This is a genomic window from Pseudomonas sp. LD120 (assembly GCF_009861525.1).
In the GTDB taxonomy this organism is placed as follows: Bacteria; Pseudomonadota; Gammaproteobacteria; order Pseudomonadales; family Pseudomonadaceae; genus Aquipseudomonas.
In genome coordinates this window covers 493,104-511,044 of the sequence record NZ_WVHL01000005.1, presented here as the reverse complement: position 1 = coordinate 511,044, position 17,941 = coordinate 493,104, and the positions used below count along the sequence as shown (strand labels likewise).

General features: G+C 62.2%; 18 protein-coding genes. 9 read left to right on the top strand and 9 right to left on the bottom strand.

The window, feature by feature from the left end; genetic code table 11:
* Positions 1–49: 49 nt before the first annotated feature.
* The 4 genes from PLD_RS16680 to PLD_RS16665 all read right to left on the bottom strand — a co-directional run bounded on the left by PLD_RS16680 (position 50) and on the right by PLD_RS16665 (position 5,051).
* Positions 50–484, bottom strand: coding sequence for a thioesterase family protein (locus PLD_RS16680; protein WP_159894585.1), 435 nt, complete (start codon positions 482–484; stop codon positions 50–52).
* A gap of 120 nt (positions 485–604) precedes the next feature.
* Entirely contained in the window at positions 605–2,539 is a 1,935-nt protein-coding gene (locus PLD_RS16675) for an ATP-dependent DNA helicase RecQ (protein WP_159894583.1), read from the bottom strand.
* Positions 2,540–2,680: 141 nt separating this feature from the next.
* A complete protein-coding gene (locus PLD_RS16670; RefSeq protein ID WP_159894581.1) occupies positions 2,681–3,811 on the bottom strand; it encodes a polysaccharide deacetylase family protein in 1,131 nt (376 codons plus the stop codon).
* 67 nt (positions 3,812–3,878) lie between these two features.
* The gene (locus PLD_RS16665) at positions 3,879–5,051 is read right to left on the bottom strand and encodes a YfaP family protein (RefSeq protein ID WP_159894579.1); all 1,173 of its coding nucleotides are present in this window, start codon (positions 5,049–5,051) and stop codon (positions 3,879–3,881) included.
* Positions 5,052–5,284: 233 nt separating this feature from the next.
* Here PLD_RS16665 and PLD_RS16660 point away from each other — a divergent pair, with 233 nt between their 5' ends.
* From PLD_RS16660 to PLD_RS16640, 5 genes are all read left to right on the top strand, one after another.
* On the top strand, positions 5,285–5,638 hold the full coding sequence (locus PLD_RS16660; protein ID WP_159894577.1) for a DUF1493 family protein: 354 nt from the start codon (positions 5,285–5,287) through the stop codon (positions 5,636–5,638).
* A 135-nt stretch (positions 5,639–5,773) separates the two neighbouring features.
* Positions 5,774–6,268: a helix-turn-helix domain-containing protein gene (locus PLD_RS16655; protein ID WP_159894575.1), complete on the top strand. Its 495-nt coding sequence runs from the start codon at positions 5,774–5,776 to the stop codon at positions 6,266–6,268.
* On the top strand, positions 6,265–7,536 hold the full coding sequence (locus PLD_RS16650; protein ID WP_159894573.1) for a type II toxin-antitoxin system HipA family toxin: 1,272 nt from the start codon (positions 6,265–6,267) through the stop codon (positions 7,534–7,536). The genes PLD_RS16655 and PLD_RS16650 overlap by 4 nt, the downstream gene beginning before the upstream one ends.
* A 62-nt stretch (positions 7,537–7,598) precedes the next feature.
* Positions 7,599–8,453 carry a DMT family transporter gene (locus tag PLD_RS16645; protein ID WP_178116228.1) on the top strand — a complete coding sequence of 285 codons (855 nt, stop codon included), beginning with the start codon at positions 7,599–7,601 and terminating at the stop codon, positions 8,451–8,453.
* Between the two features lie 210 nt (positions 8,454–8,663).
* Positions 8,664–8,942 (top strand): hypothetical protein, encoded by a 279-nt coding sequence (locus tag PLD_RS16640; RefSeq protein WP_159894569.1) that lies wholly within the window; start codon positions 8,664–8,666, stop codon positions 8,940–8,942.
* Positions 8,943–9,201: 259 nt separating this feature from the next.
* On the opposite strand, the gene PLD_RS16635 is transcribed toward PLD_RS16640, so the two are convergent.
* Both PLD_RS16635 and hslO read right to left on the bottom strand, forming a co-directional pair.
* Positions 9,202–10,746 carry a phosphoenolpyruvate carboxykinase gene (locus PLD_RS16635; protein ID WP_159894567.1) on the bottom strand — a complete coding sequence of 515 codons (1,545 nt, stop codon included), beginning with the start codon at positions 10,744–10,746 and terminating at the stop codon, positions 9,202–9,204.
* Between the two features lie 179 nt (positions 10,747–10,925).
* Positions 10,926–11,828, bottom strand: coding sequence for an Hsp33 family molecular chaperone HslO (gene hslO / locus PLD_RS16630; protein WP_159894565.1), 903 nt, complete (start codon positions 11,826–11,828; stop codon positions 10,926–10,928).
* 99 nt (positions 11,829–11,927) lie between these two features.
* On the opposite strand from hslO, the gene PLD_RS16625 reads away from it, so the two are divergent.
* Complete coding sequence (locus PLD_RS16625; protein ID WP_159894563.1) at positions 11,928–12,740, top strand: phosphatase PAP2 family protein; 813 nt, start codon at positions 11,928–11,930, stop codon at positions 12,738–12,740.
* Positions 12,741–12,890: 150 nt separating this feature from the next.
* On the opposite strand, the gene PLD_RS16620 is transcribed toward PLD_RS16625, so the two are convergent.
* Complete coding sequence (locus PLD_RS16620; protein WP_159894561.1) at positions 12,891–13,295, bottom strand: RNA-binding S4 domain-containing protein; 405 nt, start codon at positions 13,293–13,295, stop codon at positions 12,891–12,893.
* Between the two features lie 112 nt (positions 13,296–13,407).
* On the opposite strand from PLD_RS16620, the gene PLD_RS16615 reads away from it, so the two are divergent.
* From PLD_RS16615 to rimK, 3 genes are read left to right on the top strand one after another with little or no spacing between them, the layout of a single operon-like run.
* On the top strand, positions 13,408–14,187 hold the full coding sequence (locus tag PLD_RS16615; protein WP_159894559.1) for an EAL domain-containing protein: 780 nt from the start codon (positions 13,408–13,410) through the stop codon (positions 14,185–14,187).
* A 16-nt stretch (positions 14,188–14,203) separates the two neighbouring features.
* A complete protein-coding gene (locus PLD_RS16610) occupies positions 14,204–14,686 on the top strand; it encodes an ATP-dependent zinc protease (RefSeq protein ID WP_159894557.1) in 483 nt (160 codons plus the stop codon).
* Entirely contained in the window at positions 14,683–15,588 is a 906-nt protein-coding gene (gene rimK / locus PLD_RS16605; RefSeq protein ID WP_159894555.1) for a 30S ribosomal protein S6--L-glutamate ligase, read from the top strand. The genes PLD_RS16610 and rimK overlap by 4 nt, the downstream gene beginning before the upstream one ends.
* A 129-nt stretch (positions 15,589–15,717) precedes the next feature.
* Here the strand turns inward: rimK and PLD_RS16600 are convergent, their stop codons facing one another.
* A complete protein-coding gene (locus PLD_RS16600; RefSeq protein ID WP_159894553.1) occupies positions 15,718–17,031 on the bottom strand; it encodes an ATP-binding protein in 1,314 nt (437 codons plus the stop codon).
* Between the two features lie 102 nt (positions 17,032–17,133).
* On the bottom strand, positions 17,134–17,874 hold the full coding sequence (gene ompR, locus PLD_RS16595; protein WP_016966992.1) for a two-component system response regulator OmpR: 741 nt from the start codon (positions 17,872–17,874) through the stop codon (positions 17,134–17,136).
* Between the last annotated feature and the right edge of the window lie 67 nt (positions 17,875–17,941).

Sequence of the window (17,941 nt, the reverse complement as noted above, 5' to 3'; positions counted from 1 at the left end):
CGATGTCGATGTCGATGTCGATGTCGGAATTCAGACCGAGTATCGAAGCTCACGCAACCAGCAGGTGCTCCAGAGCCGCTCGCAAGACGGGCGGGATCGGCACCGGCTGGTTGGAGGCGCGGTCCACGAATACATGAACAAAACGCCCTGCCGCGCAGGCGTCCGCTTCTCCCGTCTTGAACACCGCCAGTTCGTATTGCACTGAACTATTGCCCAACTTGCCGACGCGCAGGCCGATCTCGACGCGTTCGGGAAAGGCGATGGACGCGAAGTAGTCGCAGGCCGAGCTGACCACGAATCCCACCACCTCGCCCCCATGAATATCCAGCCCGCCCTGTTCGATCAGGTAGGTGTTCACCGCCGTGTCGAAGAAGCTGTAGTAGGTGACGTTGTTCACATGGCCGTAGACATCGTTGTCATGCCAGCGGGTGATGATCGGCTGGAAGTGGCGGTAGTCGCCGCGTTGCGGCATAGGCTCGGACATCGGGGCTCTCTCCCTTGGATTGCAGATCAGTTGATCGGTTGATCGGTTGATCGGTCGGCATTTCACCGCAGACGGCCAAGCCTGGGCAAACCCTTTTACCTCGATCGCGCCGCCGGACGCTCACGCCGCCAGATGCGTCTCGCACCACTCACGCACGGCGGCGTAAGGGTAGTCCTCCAGCGCCGCGAACCCCGGAATGCTCCGGGCTTTGAGCCGGGTGAACAAGGGCACGCCGATGCCACAGAGAAAACGCGTCAACCGCTCCGCCCCCGGCACATCGCCGGTGTGCTGCTGATGCCTGTGGATAAAATCACCGCACAGCCCCTCGAAGCTTTTATCCACAAGCGCGGGCAACGCCGGTGGCTCCGGCAGTCGTGCCACCTGACCGTGACAGACCGAGCAATGCCCACAACGCTGGGGCGCCTGATCGTCACCAAAATACTGCGCCAGGCGTTGCCCCAGGCACTGCTCGGTGGCGAACAGCTCGAGCATGACGTGAATCCGCGCAATCTCGCTGCCCTCGTGCTGGGTGAAGTAAGCATGCAAATCAGTGCTCAAGGCAGCGGCATCGAAGGCGCTTTGCAGCAGGCTGTAGACCTCGGTCATCTGCTTGCTTTCCAGCTCCACCCAACCCTTCTCCTGAAAATAGTCCAGGGCCTTGACCACCCGGTTGCGCGGCGCCTGGTACTGCTCGTAGAGCGCGTCGAAATTCACCGTGGCCCAGGTCCGGGCCCGGCTGGAGGTATTGATCACCGCCTCGACAAAGTCCCGGCGTTCACCCTCGAAACGCGCCAGCAAAGCCTGCGGCTCCTCAAGGAATTTGAAACGGTATTCGGCGAAATAGGCGTAGCGCGGAGCGATCAGGCCCCGCAGTTCCAACTGCACCAACAGGGTCTTGAGCGGCAACTGGCGGATGTTGCTCTGGTCCGCCAGGGGCCCGAGCAGGAACTCCCACTGCCCCTCCGGCGCCGACGCCTGCAACTCATCCAGCACGCAGCGAATGCCGCTCAATTCCGGGGTGTCGCCGTAGACGAAATTCTCCAGCACGTTGAGGCTGTCGCGGTTGGCCAGCACCAGGCAATCCGAAGGCTGGCCATCACGCCCGGCGCGGCCGATTTCCTGGCTGTAGTTCTCGATGGACTTGGGCAGGTCGAAGTGCACCACGTTGCGGATGTCGCTCTTGTCGATGCCCATGCCGAAGGCGATGGTGGCGACGATGCAGTGGCTGCGCCCCTCCATGAACCGCCGCTGGATCGACTCGCGCTGCTCGTGGGGCAGACCGGCGTGGTAGGCCTCGGCAGCGATGCCTGCATGGCTCAGGTGCTCGGCGATCTGTTCGGCGGTCTTTTGCAGGGTCACGTAGACAATGCTCGGCTGCCCGGGCCGCTCGCTCATCCACTGCACCAGGCGCCGGCGCTTGTCCGCGCCGCGCACCGGCTCCACCAGCAGGTTGAGATTGGGTCGGTAGAAACCGGTGGTCACCACATCCTGCGCTTCGATGGCGAACTTGGCCTGCATGTCGGCGATCACTTTGGGGGTCGCCGTGGCGGTCAGCAGCAGCGCTTGAGGAATGTGGAACTGGCGCTGGTAGTCCGGCAGCTTCAGGTAATCAGGGCGGAAGTTGTGGCCCCACTCGGAAATGCAGTGGGCCTCGTCCACCACCAGCAGGGAGATGGGCACCTGCTGCAAAAAATTGCGGAAGCGTTCGTTCTTCAGACGCTCCACGGAAATCATCAGGATTTTCAGCTCACCGGAGCGGGCCCGGGCCATAACTTGATTGGCGTCATCGCGGCTTTGCGCCGAATCGATACTGGCGGCGGCAATGCCATGGCGCTGGAGGAACGCCAACTGGTCCTGCATCAGCGCCAACAGTGGCGAGACCACCAGCGTCAGGTGCGGCAGCAGCAGGGCCGGCAATTGGTAGCACAGCGACTTGCCGGACCCGGTGGGGAAGATCGCCGCCGCCGAGCGTCCGGCCAGTACCGCGCTGACGGCGGCCTCCTGGCCCGGACGAAACTGTGGATAACCGAAGACCTGTTCGAGGGTGCTGTGCATAAGGGTCACTCCTTTGACCGCTGACCTGTGTTGAAGACTAGCGGCACAGGTCGGCGGGTCGAGAAAAGGTCGCGGAAAAAAGGCTACCGGATGATACCGGGAACAGCGCTTGTGCTGGCGCGGCAACGCTTGGCGCCGGCCCTAACGCAAGCTCCGGCAATCGAGCCACTGCACGCCATTGCGTTGATTGGCGTCGAACAGCGCCGGCACCGCCTGCATGGCTTTGGCATGAGTGTCGTGGAACAGAATGATGCCGCGGCGCCACAGCAGCATCAGCGTCTGCACCCGTTGGCGGGCGGCCTGGGCGCTGATTTTTTGGCTCCAGTCCTGAGCGTCAATGTTCCACAACATCAGTTGCAGCCCCTGGCTCTTGAAGAACCCGGCGCTGTCACCACGACGCTGCCCGTAGGGCGGGCGAAACAACGGCAAGTACTGATCTGCCAAGGTGTGCTGGACCAGGTTCGCGCTGCGCGTCACCGAGCGCTGCCAATCGCTCCAGGAAGTGTGGGACTTGTGCTCCCAACCATGTATGCCGACGCACTGGCCGTCGTACAACTCACGCATTTGCTGTGTCGAAGATTGACTCAGACGCGCCTGAAACGAGTCCCCCAGAACAAAGAAAAGACCGTGCAGATCGTAGTCACTCAATACCGTGAGCAACTGGTCGGTGCGTCCATCACGCCTGCTCGGGCCGTCATCGAAGGTCAGCAGAAATTGCCGATCCGCCAGTTCGTCACCGAGCCGCTCAGCGGGGTCCATGCGCTCAATCTCGCTGCTGATGCTGGGGAACAGCGCCGCCAGCCGCAGTTGCTCGTTCAGGTACTGCTGATGAAACCGGGTGCTGGCCTCAGCCCACGCCCCATAGGTGGATTTACTCTCCCCGGTAAAACTGGCCACCAGTTGCCGCAGCTCACCGAGATTGCGTACAGGGAGGCAGAACGGCGTACCTTCACAGTCCCGGCTGGCCAAGCGGTAGTTGTTCAACAGCAACGCCCAGAAGCGCTGGCGCACCTGATTCACTGACTTCAGATCCAGTTGCCTGACGCCTAGCCGCTGCTTCAAGGCTTGTTCGTCCAAGGCTTCGCTGGCCAACAGCGCTTTGCCGAACATCAGAATCTCACCCCGTGAGGCGGTGTCGAATTCCGCCGTGCTGGTCAGGGCATTGGGCCAGCCACTGCGGTCGATGGTGGCGAACACCTGCGGCCCGGCCGCCCGGACCACGCCGCTGGACAGACACAGCGCCAGCAGCCAGGGGAGAACACCAATTCGCATACCAACCTCCATAAATGCACAACGCGCCACTGCCGGCGCGTTGTGGAGATAACGCCTGCCTGTGTGATCAGCGGTTTTGCAGCCGCTCTATGGCCTTGTCATACACCGGGTTGGCCTTTTGTTCCCGGGCTTTGTGGTAGTGCTCAAGCGCCGTGGCCAACTGCCCGGCGTCCTCGTAGATACGCGCCATGTCGTAGTAGGCACTGGCGCGAATGGTCGATGCGGCCGGGCCACTGGCCAGGGCGATGGCCTTGCGATCAGCGGCAATGGCCTCATCCGGACGGCTGTTCTTGCGATTGGCCAGGGCCAGGTTGCTGTAGGCCTGGGCAAAGCCCGGCTCCAGCTCGATGGCTTCGCTGTAGAAGATCCGCGCCCCGCCGAAATCGCCCTTGCGGTAGGACTCCTCGCCCTTGAGGTTGAGGCTCTTGGCATCCACCGGCCCGAAGTCCTTGGCCACCACTTCATCGATGGACTTGGCATTTTCCAGCAGCGGGTCGAGCGCGCTCATGACCGACTCCGGCTCCTCGCTGCCTAGCAGCAGCCGATCGATATCCTGCAAACGGCCATCGGCCGTCAGGCGAAACACCACCCACAGATTGCCCTTGCGGTTCTGCGGCACGCGGTAGCTGCGGATCAGCGCAGCGCCTTTATAGACAAAGACCCGCGCCTGGCTGCGGCCCAGGCGCAACGCTTCGTAACTGGTGCTGTTGGTGAAGTCGTGCACGGCAAAAACGTAGGCGTCGCCCGGCACACGCTCGTCGATGGTGATGGTTTCCGGCCGGCTGCTGTCGCTGCTGTCCGATTCCAGGCGAGCTCCGGGCCCCTTGCCGGTGGCGAAGTACAACAGCTTGTGGGGATAACTCAGATGGGCATCGAGGTCCTCTCCCGGCGCGCTCCAGCTCAGCACTATTCGCAGGCTTTCCGGGTTGTCCAGCAGCGGACTCAGGGCGTAATTCAACCCCTGGCACGGGCACTTGACCCGCAGGTCGGCGTAGCCGGCTTTACGGATCAGCAGCTCACTGGCCGGCGAATCGGCCACCTGGGCCGTCAGGGTGACCCGGCCCTGGGCATCGGTGCTGCCTGCAACCTGAGTCGCGCCCTGTTGCACCTGCACCTGGGCATCGGCCAGCGGCGCGCCCATGGCCAGCGCATCCAGCACCTGGATCGACAGCGCCTGGGCCTGTACCGAACCCGCCAGCATCCCTAGCCACAACAGCGCCGCCAGGCGAAAAAAAGCCATCACAAAATCCCTGTAGATAAAGGTGACCGGGCCTCTACCCCGGCCCACCAGCCAGCGGCGAACCATACACAGTTTTGCCCGCCGATGCTCGGTCCAACCAAGGAAATACCAGGCAAAAAAACAGTACCGATCTCTCGAAATGGTCCGCTGGCGCAACCACTTGGTGACTTGCAACTCAGCCGGAGAATCACCGTACACTCCACCTTCTCAAACGCCGCAAGTGAACTCCGATCATGCACCTGGCCCCCGGCTTTCCCGACGACGCCACCATGCGCCAACTGCTGCAGTTGCTGCATGAAGAAATCGGCCTGCCCGAGCGCAAGACCCTGCGCCTGAGCACCGCCATCAACCTCGACCTGGGCTGCGACGGCGCCGATGCCCGGCATTTGCTGCAGACCCTGGAAGAGCAGTTCGTGATCGATTTTGTCGACTTCGACAGCTATCGCTACTTCCAGCCAGAAGGCTTCGACCCATTCCAGAAACGCCGGGCCAAGGGCCGGGGCGACAAGGTGCCGCTGACCATCGGCATGCTGTACCAGGCGATCAGGCAACAGCGCTGGGATACCCAGGTGCTGGAAGCGCTCTAACCCCGGCAGGGTCAAACCCAACCTCGAACAACATCCGCGGCAGCGCCCTGACCCGCCCGGGAACGAACTGGCGCACCCGCAATTAAGTGCTAATATTATGGCAGTTTTAGTTAGAAAACCCCGGAATAATGGCACATGGCTAAGAAGACCGCCCCACTCCTGCCCGCCACAAGCAAGCTGCTGGATGCCTTTGGCGAACGCCTGAAACTGGCTCGGCTGCGGCGCAAGCTGACCGCCAAGCAAGTGGCCGAACGCGCGGGCATGTCACTGACCACACTGCGCTCCCTGGAATCGGGCGGGTCCGGCGTGACCATGGGGGCCTACCTGTCGGTGATGCAGGTGCTGGGGCTGGAAAGAGACCTGGAGCAACTGGCAGCCCGCGATGAACTGGGCCGCCAGTTGCAAGATGCCCGGCTCTTGCCGGGAGACAACAATGCGCCAGGCAAAGCGCGCCGGGCCCCCAGCCTGCGTTCGGCCAAGGCGCCTGCTGCCGGCCTGACCCTGCATGAAGCCGCGGCCGAACCGATACTCCCTGCGCCGCCCTCGGCGGACTTCCCGATCAATACCCAGTCGCTGAGCAGCCTGCTGCAGCCCGCGAAAAAGCCCGCGCCAAGGATGGATGAGCCATGACCCTGATCGCCATCTATGCCGATTGGGAGTCTTTGGGTGGGCCAAGGCGACTGGGCTGGCTGCATGTCGGGACCGTCCGCGCTGCCAGCGTCTTCGAGTTCGAATATGACCCTGCCGCGCTGCTCGATCCCGAGCTGACCCGCATTGCCCTGGACCCGCGCATCGGGCGATTCGCCGGCCGGCAATTCAGCGGCCAGCAGCAAAACCGCTTTGGCGTGTTTGCAGACTCAAGCCCCGATCGCTGGGGCCATCTGCTGATGCAACGCCGGCTGGAACGGGACATCCGCGAAGGCCTGGCGCCTGCCGGCACCCGCCTGCAGGACGCCGACCTGCTGCTGGGCGTGCACGATCTGTATCGCGTCGGCGCCCTACGCTACCGCCTCGATGACCAAGGCCCGTTCCTGGATGATCGCGACGGCCTCGCGGCGCCACCCTTCGTCGAACTGCGGGCCCTGGAACAGGCCAGCCGCGCCCTGGAAAATGATCCGCACAACAGCGCCGCCGACGGCGGCCAATGGTTACGCATGCTGATAGCACCGGGGGGATCACTGGGCGGTGCCCGCCCCAAAGCCAGCGTCGCCGACGACAAGGGCCACCTGTGGATCGCCAAGTTTCCCAGCGTCCGCGACGAACATGATGTCGGCGCCTGGGAGATGCTGCTCAACGCCCTGGCCAGCCACTGCGGCTTGCGGGTTCCCGAGGCCATGGCGCAACGCTTCGCCAGCGACCAGCACTGTTTCATGGTCAAGCGCTTCGACCGCACCGAAGCGGGCGGCCGGCTGCACTTTGCCTCGGCCATGACCCTCACCGATCGCAGCGACGGCGACGACGCCTCCACCGGCGCCAGCTACCTGGAACTGGCCGAAGTACTGATCGCCCACGGCGCGCAAACCCGTACCGACCTGCGTGAACTGTGGTCGCGCATGGTCTTCAACCTGCTGGTGTCCAACAGCGACGACCACCTGCGCAACCATGGCTTCATGCTCGAACCCGGGCGCGGCTGGCGCCTGTCCCCGGCCTACGACATGAACCCCTGCGCCCACGCCAGCGGGCTGAAACTCAACATCAGCGAAGCCGACAATGCACTGGACCTTGAACTGGCACGGGAAGTAGCGGCATATTTCCGCCTCGGTCGTGCAGAGGCCGAAGGCATCATCGAACACTGCCAGAGCGTGGTTCGCCAATGGCCCACCCTGGCCCAGGCCCTGGGGCTGTCCCGGCCTGAACAAGAACGCATGGCCCCGGCGTTTCGACTCGCACAGCAGTAAACAGCACGGCCGTTGGACTCCGCCAACCCGTCAATCGACAAGGACAGTCAGTGGACGTATTGATGGGTTTGCTCGCCGCCCTGCTCTGGGGCGGCACCGATTTTCTCGTGGGGCTCAACGTCCGCGCCGTGGGCGTGAAACGGGCAGTGTTCTTCAGCCAGAGCCTGGGGTTCATCCTGATGAGCCTGCTGCTGGTGATCTTTCCCGCCCTCCTCTATAAGGCCCTGGCCGCGCCCGCGCAAGTCTGGCTGATGGGCGTGCTCGCCGCGGCCTTTACCGTCTCCGGCGCCCTGGCCCTGGGCAAGGCCTTCGCCCTGGGCAAAGCCTCCATCGTCGCCCCATTGGTGACCTCCTACGGCGTGGTCACCACCCTGCTGTCCTGGGCCAGCGGCGAACAGATCAGCCTGCTGCAACTGCTGTGCATCCTCGTGTGCGTGATCGGCGTCATCCTCTCCAGCCTGCACTCGGACCCCAAGCTGCCCCACAGCACCGCCGCCGGCCGCTCGATCTTCTTCGCCCTGCTCTCGGCCGTTCTGTACGGCACCAGCTTCTGGCTGCAGGGCCGCTACACCCTGCCGCAACTGGGACCGATTAGCATGCTCTGGCTGGGTTACGCGGTGGGCAGCGGCGTGATGCTGCTGATGGTGCTCAAAGTCGTGGACGGACTGAAGATCCCGCCGCTGAAGAACTGCGGCCTGCTGGCCTCCACCAGCCTGATGAACCTGGGCGCCTTCTTCGCCTTTTCCTGGGGCGCCATGAGCGGCTCGGTGTCGGTGGTGACGGTAATCAGCACCCTGTCCGGCGGCATCGCTGCGGTGCTGGGCTATGTGTTCTTCAAGGAACGGCTGACGGCGGTGCAAGTGACCGGCGTGGCGCTGGTGTTGCTGGGGGCGTTGGTGTTGCATCTGAAGACGTGAGGCGTGCCGATGGCGGCAAGGGCAATTCGCAACACATGAAGGACCTGCCCTACAGGACGTGTCGAATTCGGCTGATGGAGCCCACTGAACGATCAAATCTATAGTTCGGACATCGCTGAAAATTTCAGCGAGCGGGTTTGGTCACCCGACAACAGCAACACGCACTCCTTCGGCGGGTGCATCTGTTTCAACCAGGAAGAGACCAAACTCATGAATGCACTGAACCTTGAACAAGCCCGCTATCAACCGCTCAAAAGCAACTTCACCCATACCCCTGCCCTGGTGATCGATACCCAGGCCGATACGTTGGACCTGCATAGCTGCGCACGACAACGACTGCGCGCAGCCTCCGACCTGCTGGAAACCCTCACTTGCCTGAGCTTTGATCAGGCGGACAGTAAAGACACCAGCCATGTGGTCAACGCGCTTTATTTATTGGTGCAGGACGGCTGCGATCTGTTGGAGCACGCCTACTTGCGCATGCCCTGAGTCGCTCCGGGGTCAAACAGCAAGCATAAAAAAACCGCCCAAGAAAGGTAATGCCAGTCAGTTAAGGGCAAACGCTGTCGCTGTGGCGAGGGAGCTTGCTCCCGCTGGACTGCATAGCAGGCCCATTGCCGGGGCCGCTGCGCGCCATCCCGGATGCAAAGCCAATGTAAAACCAAACATGCCTATCAAGCATTTACGTTAAAAATATCTAAAACAAAAAACCGCCCCAAAGGGCGGCTTTTTCACGGCAGGTCGAGGCTTACAGCTTCGGACCGGCAGCCTTGATCGCGTCGCTCACGTCGAACTTCTTGAAGTTCTCGATGAACAGGCCGGCCAGGGCCTTGGCCGCTTCGTCGTAGGCGGCTTGGTCAGCCCAGGTGTTGCGTGGGTTGAGCAGGCCGGTTTCAACGCCCGGTACGGCTTTAGGTACGTCCAGGTTGACGATGTCCAAGTGCTCGGTTTCGGCACCGATCAGCGCGCCGCTCTGGATCGCTGCAATCACGCCACGGGTGGTGGGGATGTTGAAGCGTTTGCCCACGCCGTAGCCACCGCCGGTCCAGCCGGTGTTGACCAGGTAGACCTTGGAGCCAAAGCCGCGGATGCGCTTGATCAGCAGCTCGGCGTATTCGCCCGCTGGACGCGGGAAGAACGGGGCGCCGAAGCAGGTGGAGAAGGTCGACTTGATGCCCGAGCCCGAACCCATTTCAGTCGAGCCCACCAGCGCGGTGTAGCCGGACAGGAAGTGGTAGGCGGCTTGTTCTTCGCTGAGGATCGACACCGGTGGCAGTACGCCGGTCAGGTCGCAGGTCAGGAAGATCACGGCATTAGGCTCGCCACCGAGGTTCTTCGGTGCACGTTTTTCGATCAGCTCGCGCGGGTAAGCAGCGCGGCTGTTCTGGGTCAGGCTGTCGTCGGCGTAGTCGGCTTTCTTGGTGACCGGGTCGATCACCACGTTTTCCAGTACGGCGCCGTGCTGGATGGCTTTCCAGATCACCGGCTCGTTCTTCTCCGACAGGTCGATGCACTTGGCATAGCAACCGCCTTCGATGTTGAACACCACGCCTTCGCCCCAGCCGTGTTCGTCGTCACCGATCAGGTAACGGCTTTCGTCGGCCGACAGGGTGGTTTTGCCAGTGCCCGACAGACCGAAGAACAGGGTCACGTCGCCGTCTTCGCCCATGTTGGCGGCGCAGTGCATTGGCAGCACGTCGACAGCTGGCAGCAGGAAGTTCTGCACGGAGAACAGGGCTTTCTTCATTTCACCGGCGTAGCGCATGCCGGCGATCAGCACTTTCTTGGCCGCGAAGTTGAGGATCACGGTGCCGTCGGAGTTGGTGCCGTCACGCTCTGGCTCGCAGACGAAGTTCGGCGCGTTGAGGATCTGCCATTCATCCTTGCCACCGGCGTTGTATTGCTCGGGATTGATGAACAGGCAACGCCCGAACAGGTTGTGCCAGGCAGTCTCGGTGGTCATTTTCACTGGCAGGTAGTGCGCCGGATCGGAACCTACATGCACGTGGGAAACAAAACGCTCGCGCTCGCCCAGGTAGGCTTCAACGCGGTCCCACAGGGCGTCGAACTTGGCCGCCGGGAACTTGCGGTTGATCGGGCCCCAGGCGATAGCGTCCTGGGTGGTGGGCTCTTCAACGATGAAACGGTCCACTGGCGAACGGCCGGTACGGTGACCGGTGCGAACCACCAGAGCGCCGGTATCGGCCAGTTCGCCCTCACCGCGGTTCAGGGCTTCTTTGACCAGATCATCCACACTCAGATCGGTGTACACGGCGTTATTGGCTTGCGTCATGAGGTTCCCCGTCGGCCATTGGCCGAGTGCTCCAAACGTTTTGTAGTAGAAACTCGCGCACTACTACCGCGAAAAAAGTGCGCCGGATTATGCCAGAAAAGCCCAAAAATAGTAGGGTCCTCCCGTCAGTACGGCGTAATTCCGGCGTTTGCCAGGTGATTTACCTGCACTGAAACGTTTTAGTGACGAGTATCTGACGGCGTGTCGACGCCCGCGCCGGCAAACAATTGCGCGATATCGGCGGCATCGAACAGGTAGCGTTCGTTGCAGAACTGGCAATCGATCTCGATGCTGCCGCCGTGTTCCACCACCAGTTCCTGCGCATCTTCGAGCCCCAGGCTGACCAGCGCATTGCCGGAACGCTCACGGGAGCAACTGCAACGGAAACGCAGCGGTTGCACGTCGAACAGGCGCACGGCCTCTTCGTGGTACAGGCGGTGCAGCACGGTTTCATTGTCCAGGCTCAGCAATTCATCGGCAGTCAGGGTGCTGGCCAGGGCGGTGAGGTGCTGCCAATTGTCTTCGCGCTCTTGCGGATCGCGCAGGCGGTCGGCAGGCAGTTGTTGCAGGAGCAGGCCGCGGGCATTGCGGCCGTCGGCGTAGAGCCAGAAGCGGGTGCCGGTCTGCTGCGACATGACGAAATAGTTGGTGAAGCATTCGGCCAGGGTGGCACCGTCCAGGTCGACAATGCCCTGATAACGCTGGCCCTGGGTCGGGTCCACGGTCAGCGCCAGGACGCCGTTGGGCATCATGTCGGCGAGGGTCGCGTCAGGGGCGATCTGCGACGCGTCGTAGCGGGCCAGGCCACGGATCTCGCGATCGCTGGAGCACTCGATCATCAGCAGTGGCACCGGGCCTTCGGAGCGGGCCTGGAGAATCAGCAAGCCATCGAACTTCAAGGTGCCGACCAGCAACGACGCCGCCGCCATCAGCTCGCCGAGCAGTTGTGCCACCGGCTCGGGATAGGGATGTTTGGCGAGGACTTCAGCGTAACTGCGCTCCAGCGCCACCAGCTCGCCGCGGGCGTCGCTCTCATCAAAGATGAAGCGTTGAGTGAAGTCGGTATCCGGCAAATCAGTCATAGGTCTGGGTATCTGAATGATGACAAAAAGGTTACAAGCACCGAAAATTACGGGTTTGCACCATGAGGGTGCAGTTTTAACGGTGATTGGAGATATTTTATGAACAATCCGGGTTTGTTCCAAGCAAGGTGGAACCTCGGCAAGCTGGTTCTGTGCAATTTACTCCCTTTGGCGCTGCTGGGTTTCTGGTTGTGGCCCACCGGGCAGATGCTCTGCATGGCCTTCGACCAATGGCTGTTTCATCTGCTTAACGCCCCTCTCGCCAGCAACCCGACGTGGCTGCACATCTGGGCCGTGGCCAGTCTGCGTCCGTTCGACATCGTGGTCGGCTTGATCATGCTCGGCTTGCTGATCCGCGGTGATTGGGTGTTCAAAGCAGTGGACGTACGCCGCGCCTTTTTCGGCTTTCTGTCGATCCTGATACTTATGGTGGTGATTCGCGCGCTGTTTTCCAAGCTGGTGGCGTTCATGGGCTGGCAGCACAACAGCCCGTCGATGGTGCTCGAAGGCGCGGTGCACATGAGTGACTACTTCCCAGGCTGGGAAAAAACCTGGGAACTCAAGGACCGTTCCAGCCAGAGTTTTCCGGGCGATCATGCTTCGGTGCTGCTGATCTGGGGCCTGTTCATGGGCATGTTCAGCCGCAGCATGGGCCAGCTTGTGATCATCTGGGGCCTGACCCTGGTGTTTATGATGCCGCGCCTGGTGGCCGGCGCGCATTGGGGCCAAGACGACTACATCGGCGGCGTGCTGCTGGCGGTGCTGGCCCTGGGCTGGGGCATCTACACCCCCTATGCGGCGCGGATGTCGAACCTCCTGCTGCGCCTGACTCACCCGCTGTTCAAGCTGATGAGCCACTTGCCGGTGCTATCGCACATGAGCGTGGTGCGCGCCAGCAACCTGTTGCGCTGAGTCGATAACACCGGGCGCCCTGTTACAACGAGGGCGCCTGCCGGCGCAGGGAAACGCGACCGCCCCGATCGCTACGCTTGGGTGTAACCGCTGCAAGGCGGTCCAACACGCGCAAGCGCCATCACCCCAGCAAGACTCGTCATTCGCCCATTATTCGTGGTTGCTGCCGTGAAACTTGAACAGATCACGGCGCTGTTTCTTGGTGGGTTTACCATCGGTACTGACCCCCAGGGCCCCGGCCTTGCGCTGGGCCGCGGCGGTTTCACGCTTGGCGATACTGGCTTGGGTTTCCGCATACAACGCCTGTGCCTCGGGCGCGCCACGGCGCACGCTGGAAAGGGCCTGCACCACCACGGTGCGCTCATCGAAGCCCGTGCGGATTGCATATTCGTCGCCCACCCGTGGCTCCTTGCCCGGCTTGCAGCGCTCGCCCCGATGATGCACCTTGCCACTTTCGATCGCCGCCTTGGCCAACGCTCGGGTTTTGTAGAAGCGCGCCGCCCACAGCCATTTGTCCAGACGCACCTTGTCTTCTTCTTCCTGTTTGTGTGCCACTGAAATTCCTCTTGGAAAAATATTGCAGCCAGACAGCCCGTAAGCTGGTGCACCTAAAGCCTGACGCTCACCTAAAATACCCCAGGTTGCCATCTGATACGCGAGGCGTCCCGTGACTCACTCCCCCCCTGAACCAACCTCGCCCGACAACCGTTGCCAAGGTTGCCAGCAAGGCCAGCCTCTGGATTTCGATTTCGCCTTCGCCTACCAGCCCATCGTCGATCTGCGGGACCAATCGGTATTTGCCCATGAAGCGCTGGTACGCGGGATCAACGGCGAAGGCGCAAAGACCGTGCTGGATCGGATCAACGACAGCAACCGCTACCATTTCGACCAGCACTGCCGCACCCTGGCCATCACCCACGCCGCCCAGCTTGGAATACACAGCCACCTGTCGATCAACTTCATGCCCAACGCGGTGTACCGGCCGGAGCTGTGCATCCGCAGTACCCTGGAAACCGCTCGCGCACAGCGCTTTCCCTTGGATCGATTGATTTTCGAAACCCTGGAAAGTCAGCACGTAGATAACTATCGCCATTTGACTCATATTCTGCGTGAATACCGCGAATTCGGCTTCAAGACCGCCATCGATGACTTCGGCTCAGGGTACTCGGGGCTGAATCTGCTAGCGGACTTCCAACCTGACCTGATCAAACTCGACATGGCGCTGATCCGTGATGTCGACCAGGACCGCGTGCGCCAGGCGATCGTCCGTAGCCTTGTCACAATGTGTGCGGAGTTGGGGGTTACAGTCATTGCCGAAGGCATTGAGAGTGCCGGCGAGCGGGACTTTCTCAGCGACTGTGGAATTTTTCTGATGCAGGGTTACTGGTTCGCCAAACCTGCCTTCAAAGCCTTGCCCGAGGTTCCGGCCACGGCCTGGAAACGTTAATTGCCGGTTATCCCAATTGAAGACTTTTGACCTTTTGACCGTCGTCGGTTTGCGCGAATGGGTGGCGCTCCCGGATCTGGGAGTGGCCGGTCTGCGCGCCAAGATCGATACCGGAGCCAGTACCTCCAGCCTGCATGCCACCGAGATCGAGCCGTTCGAGCGCGACGGTGAGCAGTGGGTGCGCTTCAACGCCCATCTGGGCAGCGTGGTGCAATTGCGTCATCGGCGGTGCGAAGCGCCGCTGGTGGCGATGAAGACCATCAAGAGCTCCAACGGCCAGGCTCAGGTGCGCTATGTGATCAGCACCAGCCTGGCCCTGGGCGATCGCGTGTGGCGGGTGGAATTCACCCTCGCCTGCCGCAAGGCCATGCGCTATCGCCTGCTGCTGGGGTCCAAGGCCCTGATCGACGGCCAACTGGTGGTCAATCCGGGCATCAAATACGTACAAGACAAACCGGTGTTCCCGGTATCCACTAGCTCTGCCACAGGTGTTGCATGAAGATCGCTGTGCTGTCGCGTAATCCGCGTCTGTATTCCACTCGTCGCCTGGTCGAAGCCGGCACCGAGCGTGGCCATGAAATGGTAGTGGTCGACACCCTGCGCGCCTACATGAACATCGCCAGCCACAAGCCGCAGATTCACTACCGTGGCAAGCCCTTGGAAGGCTTCGATGCGGTGATCCCGCGGATCGGTGCCTCGGTGACCTTCTACGGCTGCGCGGTGCTGCGCCAGTTCGAAATGATGGGGGTGTTTCCTCTCAACGAGTCGGTGGCCATCGCCCGTTCCCGGGACAAACTGCGCTCCCTGCAACTGCTGTCACGGCGTGGCATCGGCCTGCCGGTGACTGGCTTTGCCCACTCACCGGACGACATTCCCGACCTGATCGAAATGGTCAACGGCGCGCCCCTGGTGATCAAGGTGCTGGAAGGCACCCAGGGCATCGGCGTGGTGCTGTGCGAAACCGCCACGGCGGCGGAATCGGTGATCGAGGCGTTCATGGGCCTGAAGCAGGACATCATGGTTCAGGAGTACATCAAGGAAGCCGGTGGCGCCGACATTCGCTGCTTCGTGGTGGGCGACAAGGTCATCGCCGCGATGAAGCGTCAGGCCAAGCCGGGGGAGTTCCGTTCCAACCTGCACCGCGGTGGCAGCGCCAGCCTGATCAAGATCACCCCGGAAGAACGCATGACCGCGCTACGGGCGGCCAAGGTCATGGGGCTGAGCGTGGCGGGGGTGGATATCCTGCGCTCCAATCACGGGCCGCTGGTGATGGAGGTCAACTCCTCACCTGGCCTGGAAGGCATCGAAACCACCACCGGCAAGAACGTGGCGGGCATCATCATCGAACACATTGAAAAGAACGGCGGGCCGAACATGACCCGGACCAAGGGTAAGGGCTAAGGGGTACGCTCGATCGGCGGCCCCTGTAGCCACTGCCGCAGGCTGTGACCGGCTGCGCAGCAGTCGCGCTTGCGGGCCGCGCAAGGGCCTTCGGCCCTTATCGCAGCCTGCGGCAGCGGCTACAGGTGTTCAGTCCGCATCGCGTGGCAGCAACAAGCCCAACGGCAAGCGCACCCGAGCCTCCAACCCGCCGTCAGGCCGATTGCGCAGCTCGACGTTGCCGCCGTGCATAGCGGCAATCCGCTTGACGATGGCCAGCCCCAAACCGGTGCCTTTGCCACCCCGCGCGCGGTCGCCACGGGTAAAGGGGTTGAAGATCGCCTCCAGCTCTGAAGGATCGATCCCCGCCCCTCGGTCCATCACACTCAGCACCACGTAGGGCGCATTGATATCGCCCGAGAGGTAAGCCGCAACTTCGACTTCGGTGCCGGCGTGGTTCAAAGCGTTGCCAATCAGGTTGTTGAGCAGGCGCTTCATCGACACCCGGCGCAGTGGAAATGGCTGGATGGGTTCCAGACGCAGGTGCACCCGCTCTTCATTCTGGTTGTAGGGCGCGGCCACTTCACGCACCAGATCGCAGAGATCCACTTCTTCCACTGACTCGTCGCGGCCGTCACGAATGAACGCCAGGAACTGATCGAGGATGGCGTCCATGTCCTCGATGTCGCGGACCATATCGTCGGTCAGATCGGTGTGAGCCCCCATCAGCTCCAGCGACAGGCGCAAGCGGGTCAGCGGCGTGCGCAGGTCGTGGGACACCCCCGCCAGCATCAGCTCGCGTTCGCGTCCGGCTTGCTCCACGTCCTCGGCCATCTGGTTGAAGGCGCGATAAACCTCGGTCATCTCACTGGGGGTGTCGCTGATGGGCAGGCGCACGCTGCGCCCCTGACCCAGTTGCCGAGCGGCATACACCAGGCGCTTCAGAGGCTGGTTGAGCTGGCTGACGAAGATCCACGCCGAGGCGGTGGAGAGCAGGCCGATGGCGAAGAACCAGCCGAGCACGCTCCAGATCTTCTGCCCCCGCAACGGGTGCGGATACAGCGGCACCTTGAGCCAGCCATCCCCCAGGCTCGGCGCCCGCACCCAGAGCGCCGGCGGCGCATGCATGCGCAGGCGCACTTCGGTGTCGGCCCCCAGCTCGGCCTGCATCTGCCGCTGGTAGATCTCGCTGTAGGGCCAATGCTGCTCGCCGGCCGGCACGCCGCTGCCCACCACCTTGATCAGGCCGGCGGCCTCGGCGATCTGGTCGCGGTTGGATTCGTCCGCGGCCCAGTAGGCGCGCAGGGTCAGGGCCACGCCGTGGCTGTACTGCCGGTCCACCAGCACGTCCTCGTTCATCAACAGATAAACCAGGGTCAATGCCTTGGAAAACAGCACCACGATCAGCACCAGCCATAGGGTGCGGGAGAAGAAACTCTGGGGGAACCACAGCGGGGTTTTCATAACAGCCAATACACACTTTGCAGGAGCGAGTCGCGCTCGCAGCGTTGCGGAATGCGAACGCCCGGGTTACCGGCCCGGGCGTTCGCTCCTACAAATCACTGATCACTTGGTCGCGGTGCCATCCGGCACGAAGACATAACCCACGCCCCAGACAGTCTGGATATAGCGCGGCTTGGAAGGGTCGGGTTCGATCATCCGCCGCAGGCGAGAGATCTGCACGTCGATGGAGCGTTCCAGGGCATCCCATTCACGACCACGGGCCAGGTTCATCAGTTTGTCGCGGGTCAGCGGCTGGCGGGCGTTCATCACCAAGGCCTTGAGTACCGCGAATTCACCGGTGGTGAGCATGTGCACTTCATCGCCACGCTTGAGCTCGCGGGTGGCCAGGGACAGTTCGTAGTCACCGAAGGTCACGCTTTCGTCTTCGCTGCCCGGCGCACCCGGCACTGGAGCGGACTGGCGACGCAGCACGGCCTTGACCCGAGCCATCAGCTCGTCAGGGTTGAACGGCTTGGCCAGGTAATCGTCGGCGCCCAGTTCCAGGCCCTTGATGCGGCTCAGCTCGTCGCCCTTGGCGGTGAGCATGATGATCGGAATCTGGTTGTTGGCGCTGCGCAGGCGGCGGCAGGCGGTCAAGCCGTCTTCGCCGGGCAGCATCAGGTCGAGGACCACCAAGTTGAACACTTCGCGACCCAGCAGACGGTCCATTTGCTCGGTGTTCGGTACAGCACGGGCACGGTAGCCCTTGCTGACGAAGAAGCGCTCCAGCAGGCTGCTCAGCCCCGGATCATCGTCAACAATAAGAATTTTTTCGCCTTCAGCCGTTTGTGCAGTGCTGCTCATTGGATGCTCCTCTAATCTCGGTGCGCATTATGGCGTAGCTGCCGTTATACGCACCGTGTGCATTGTT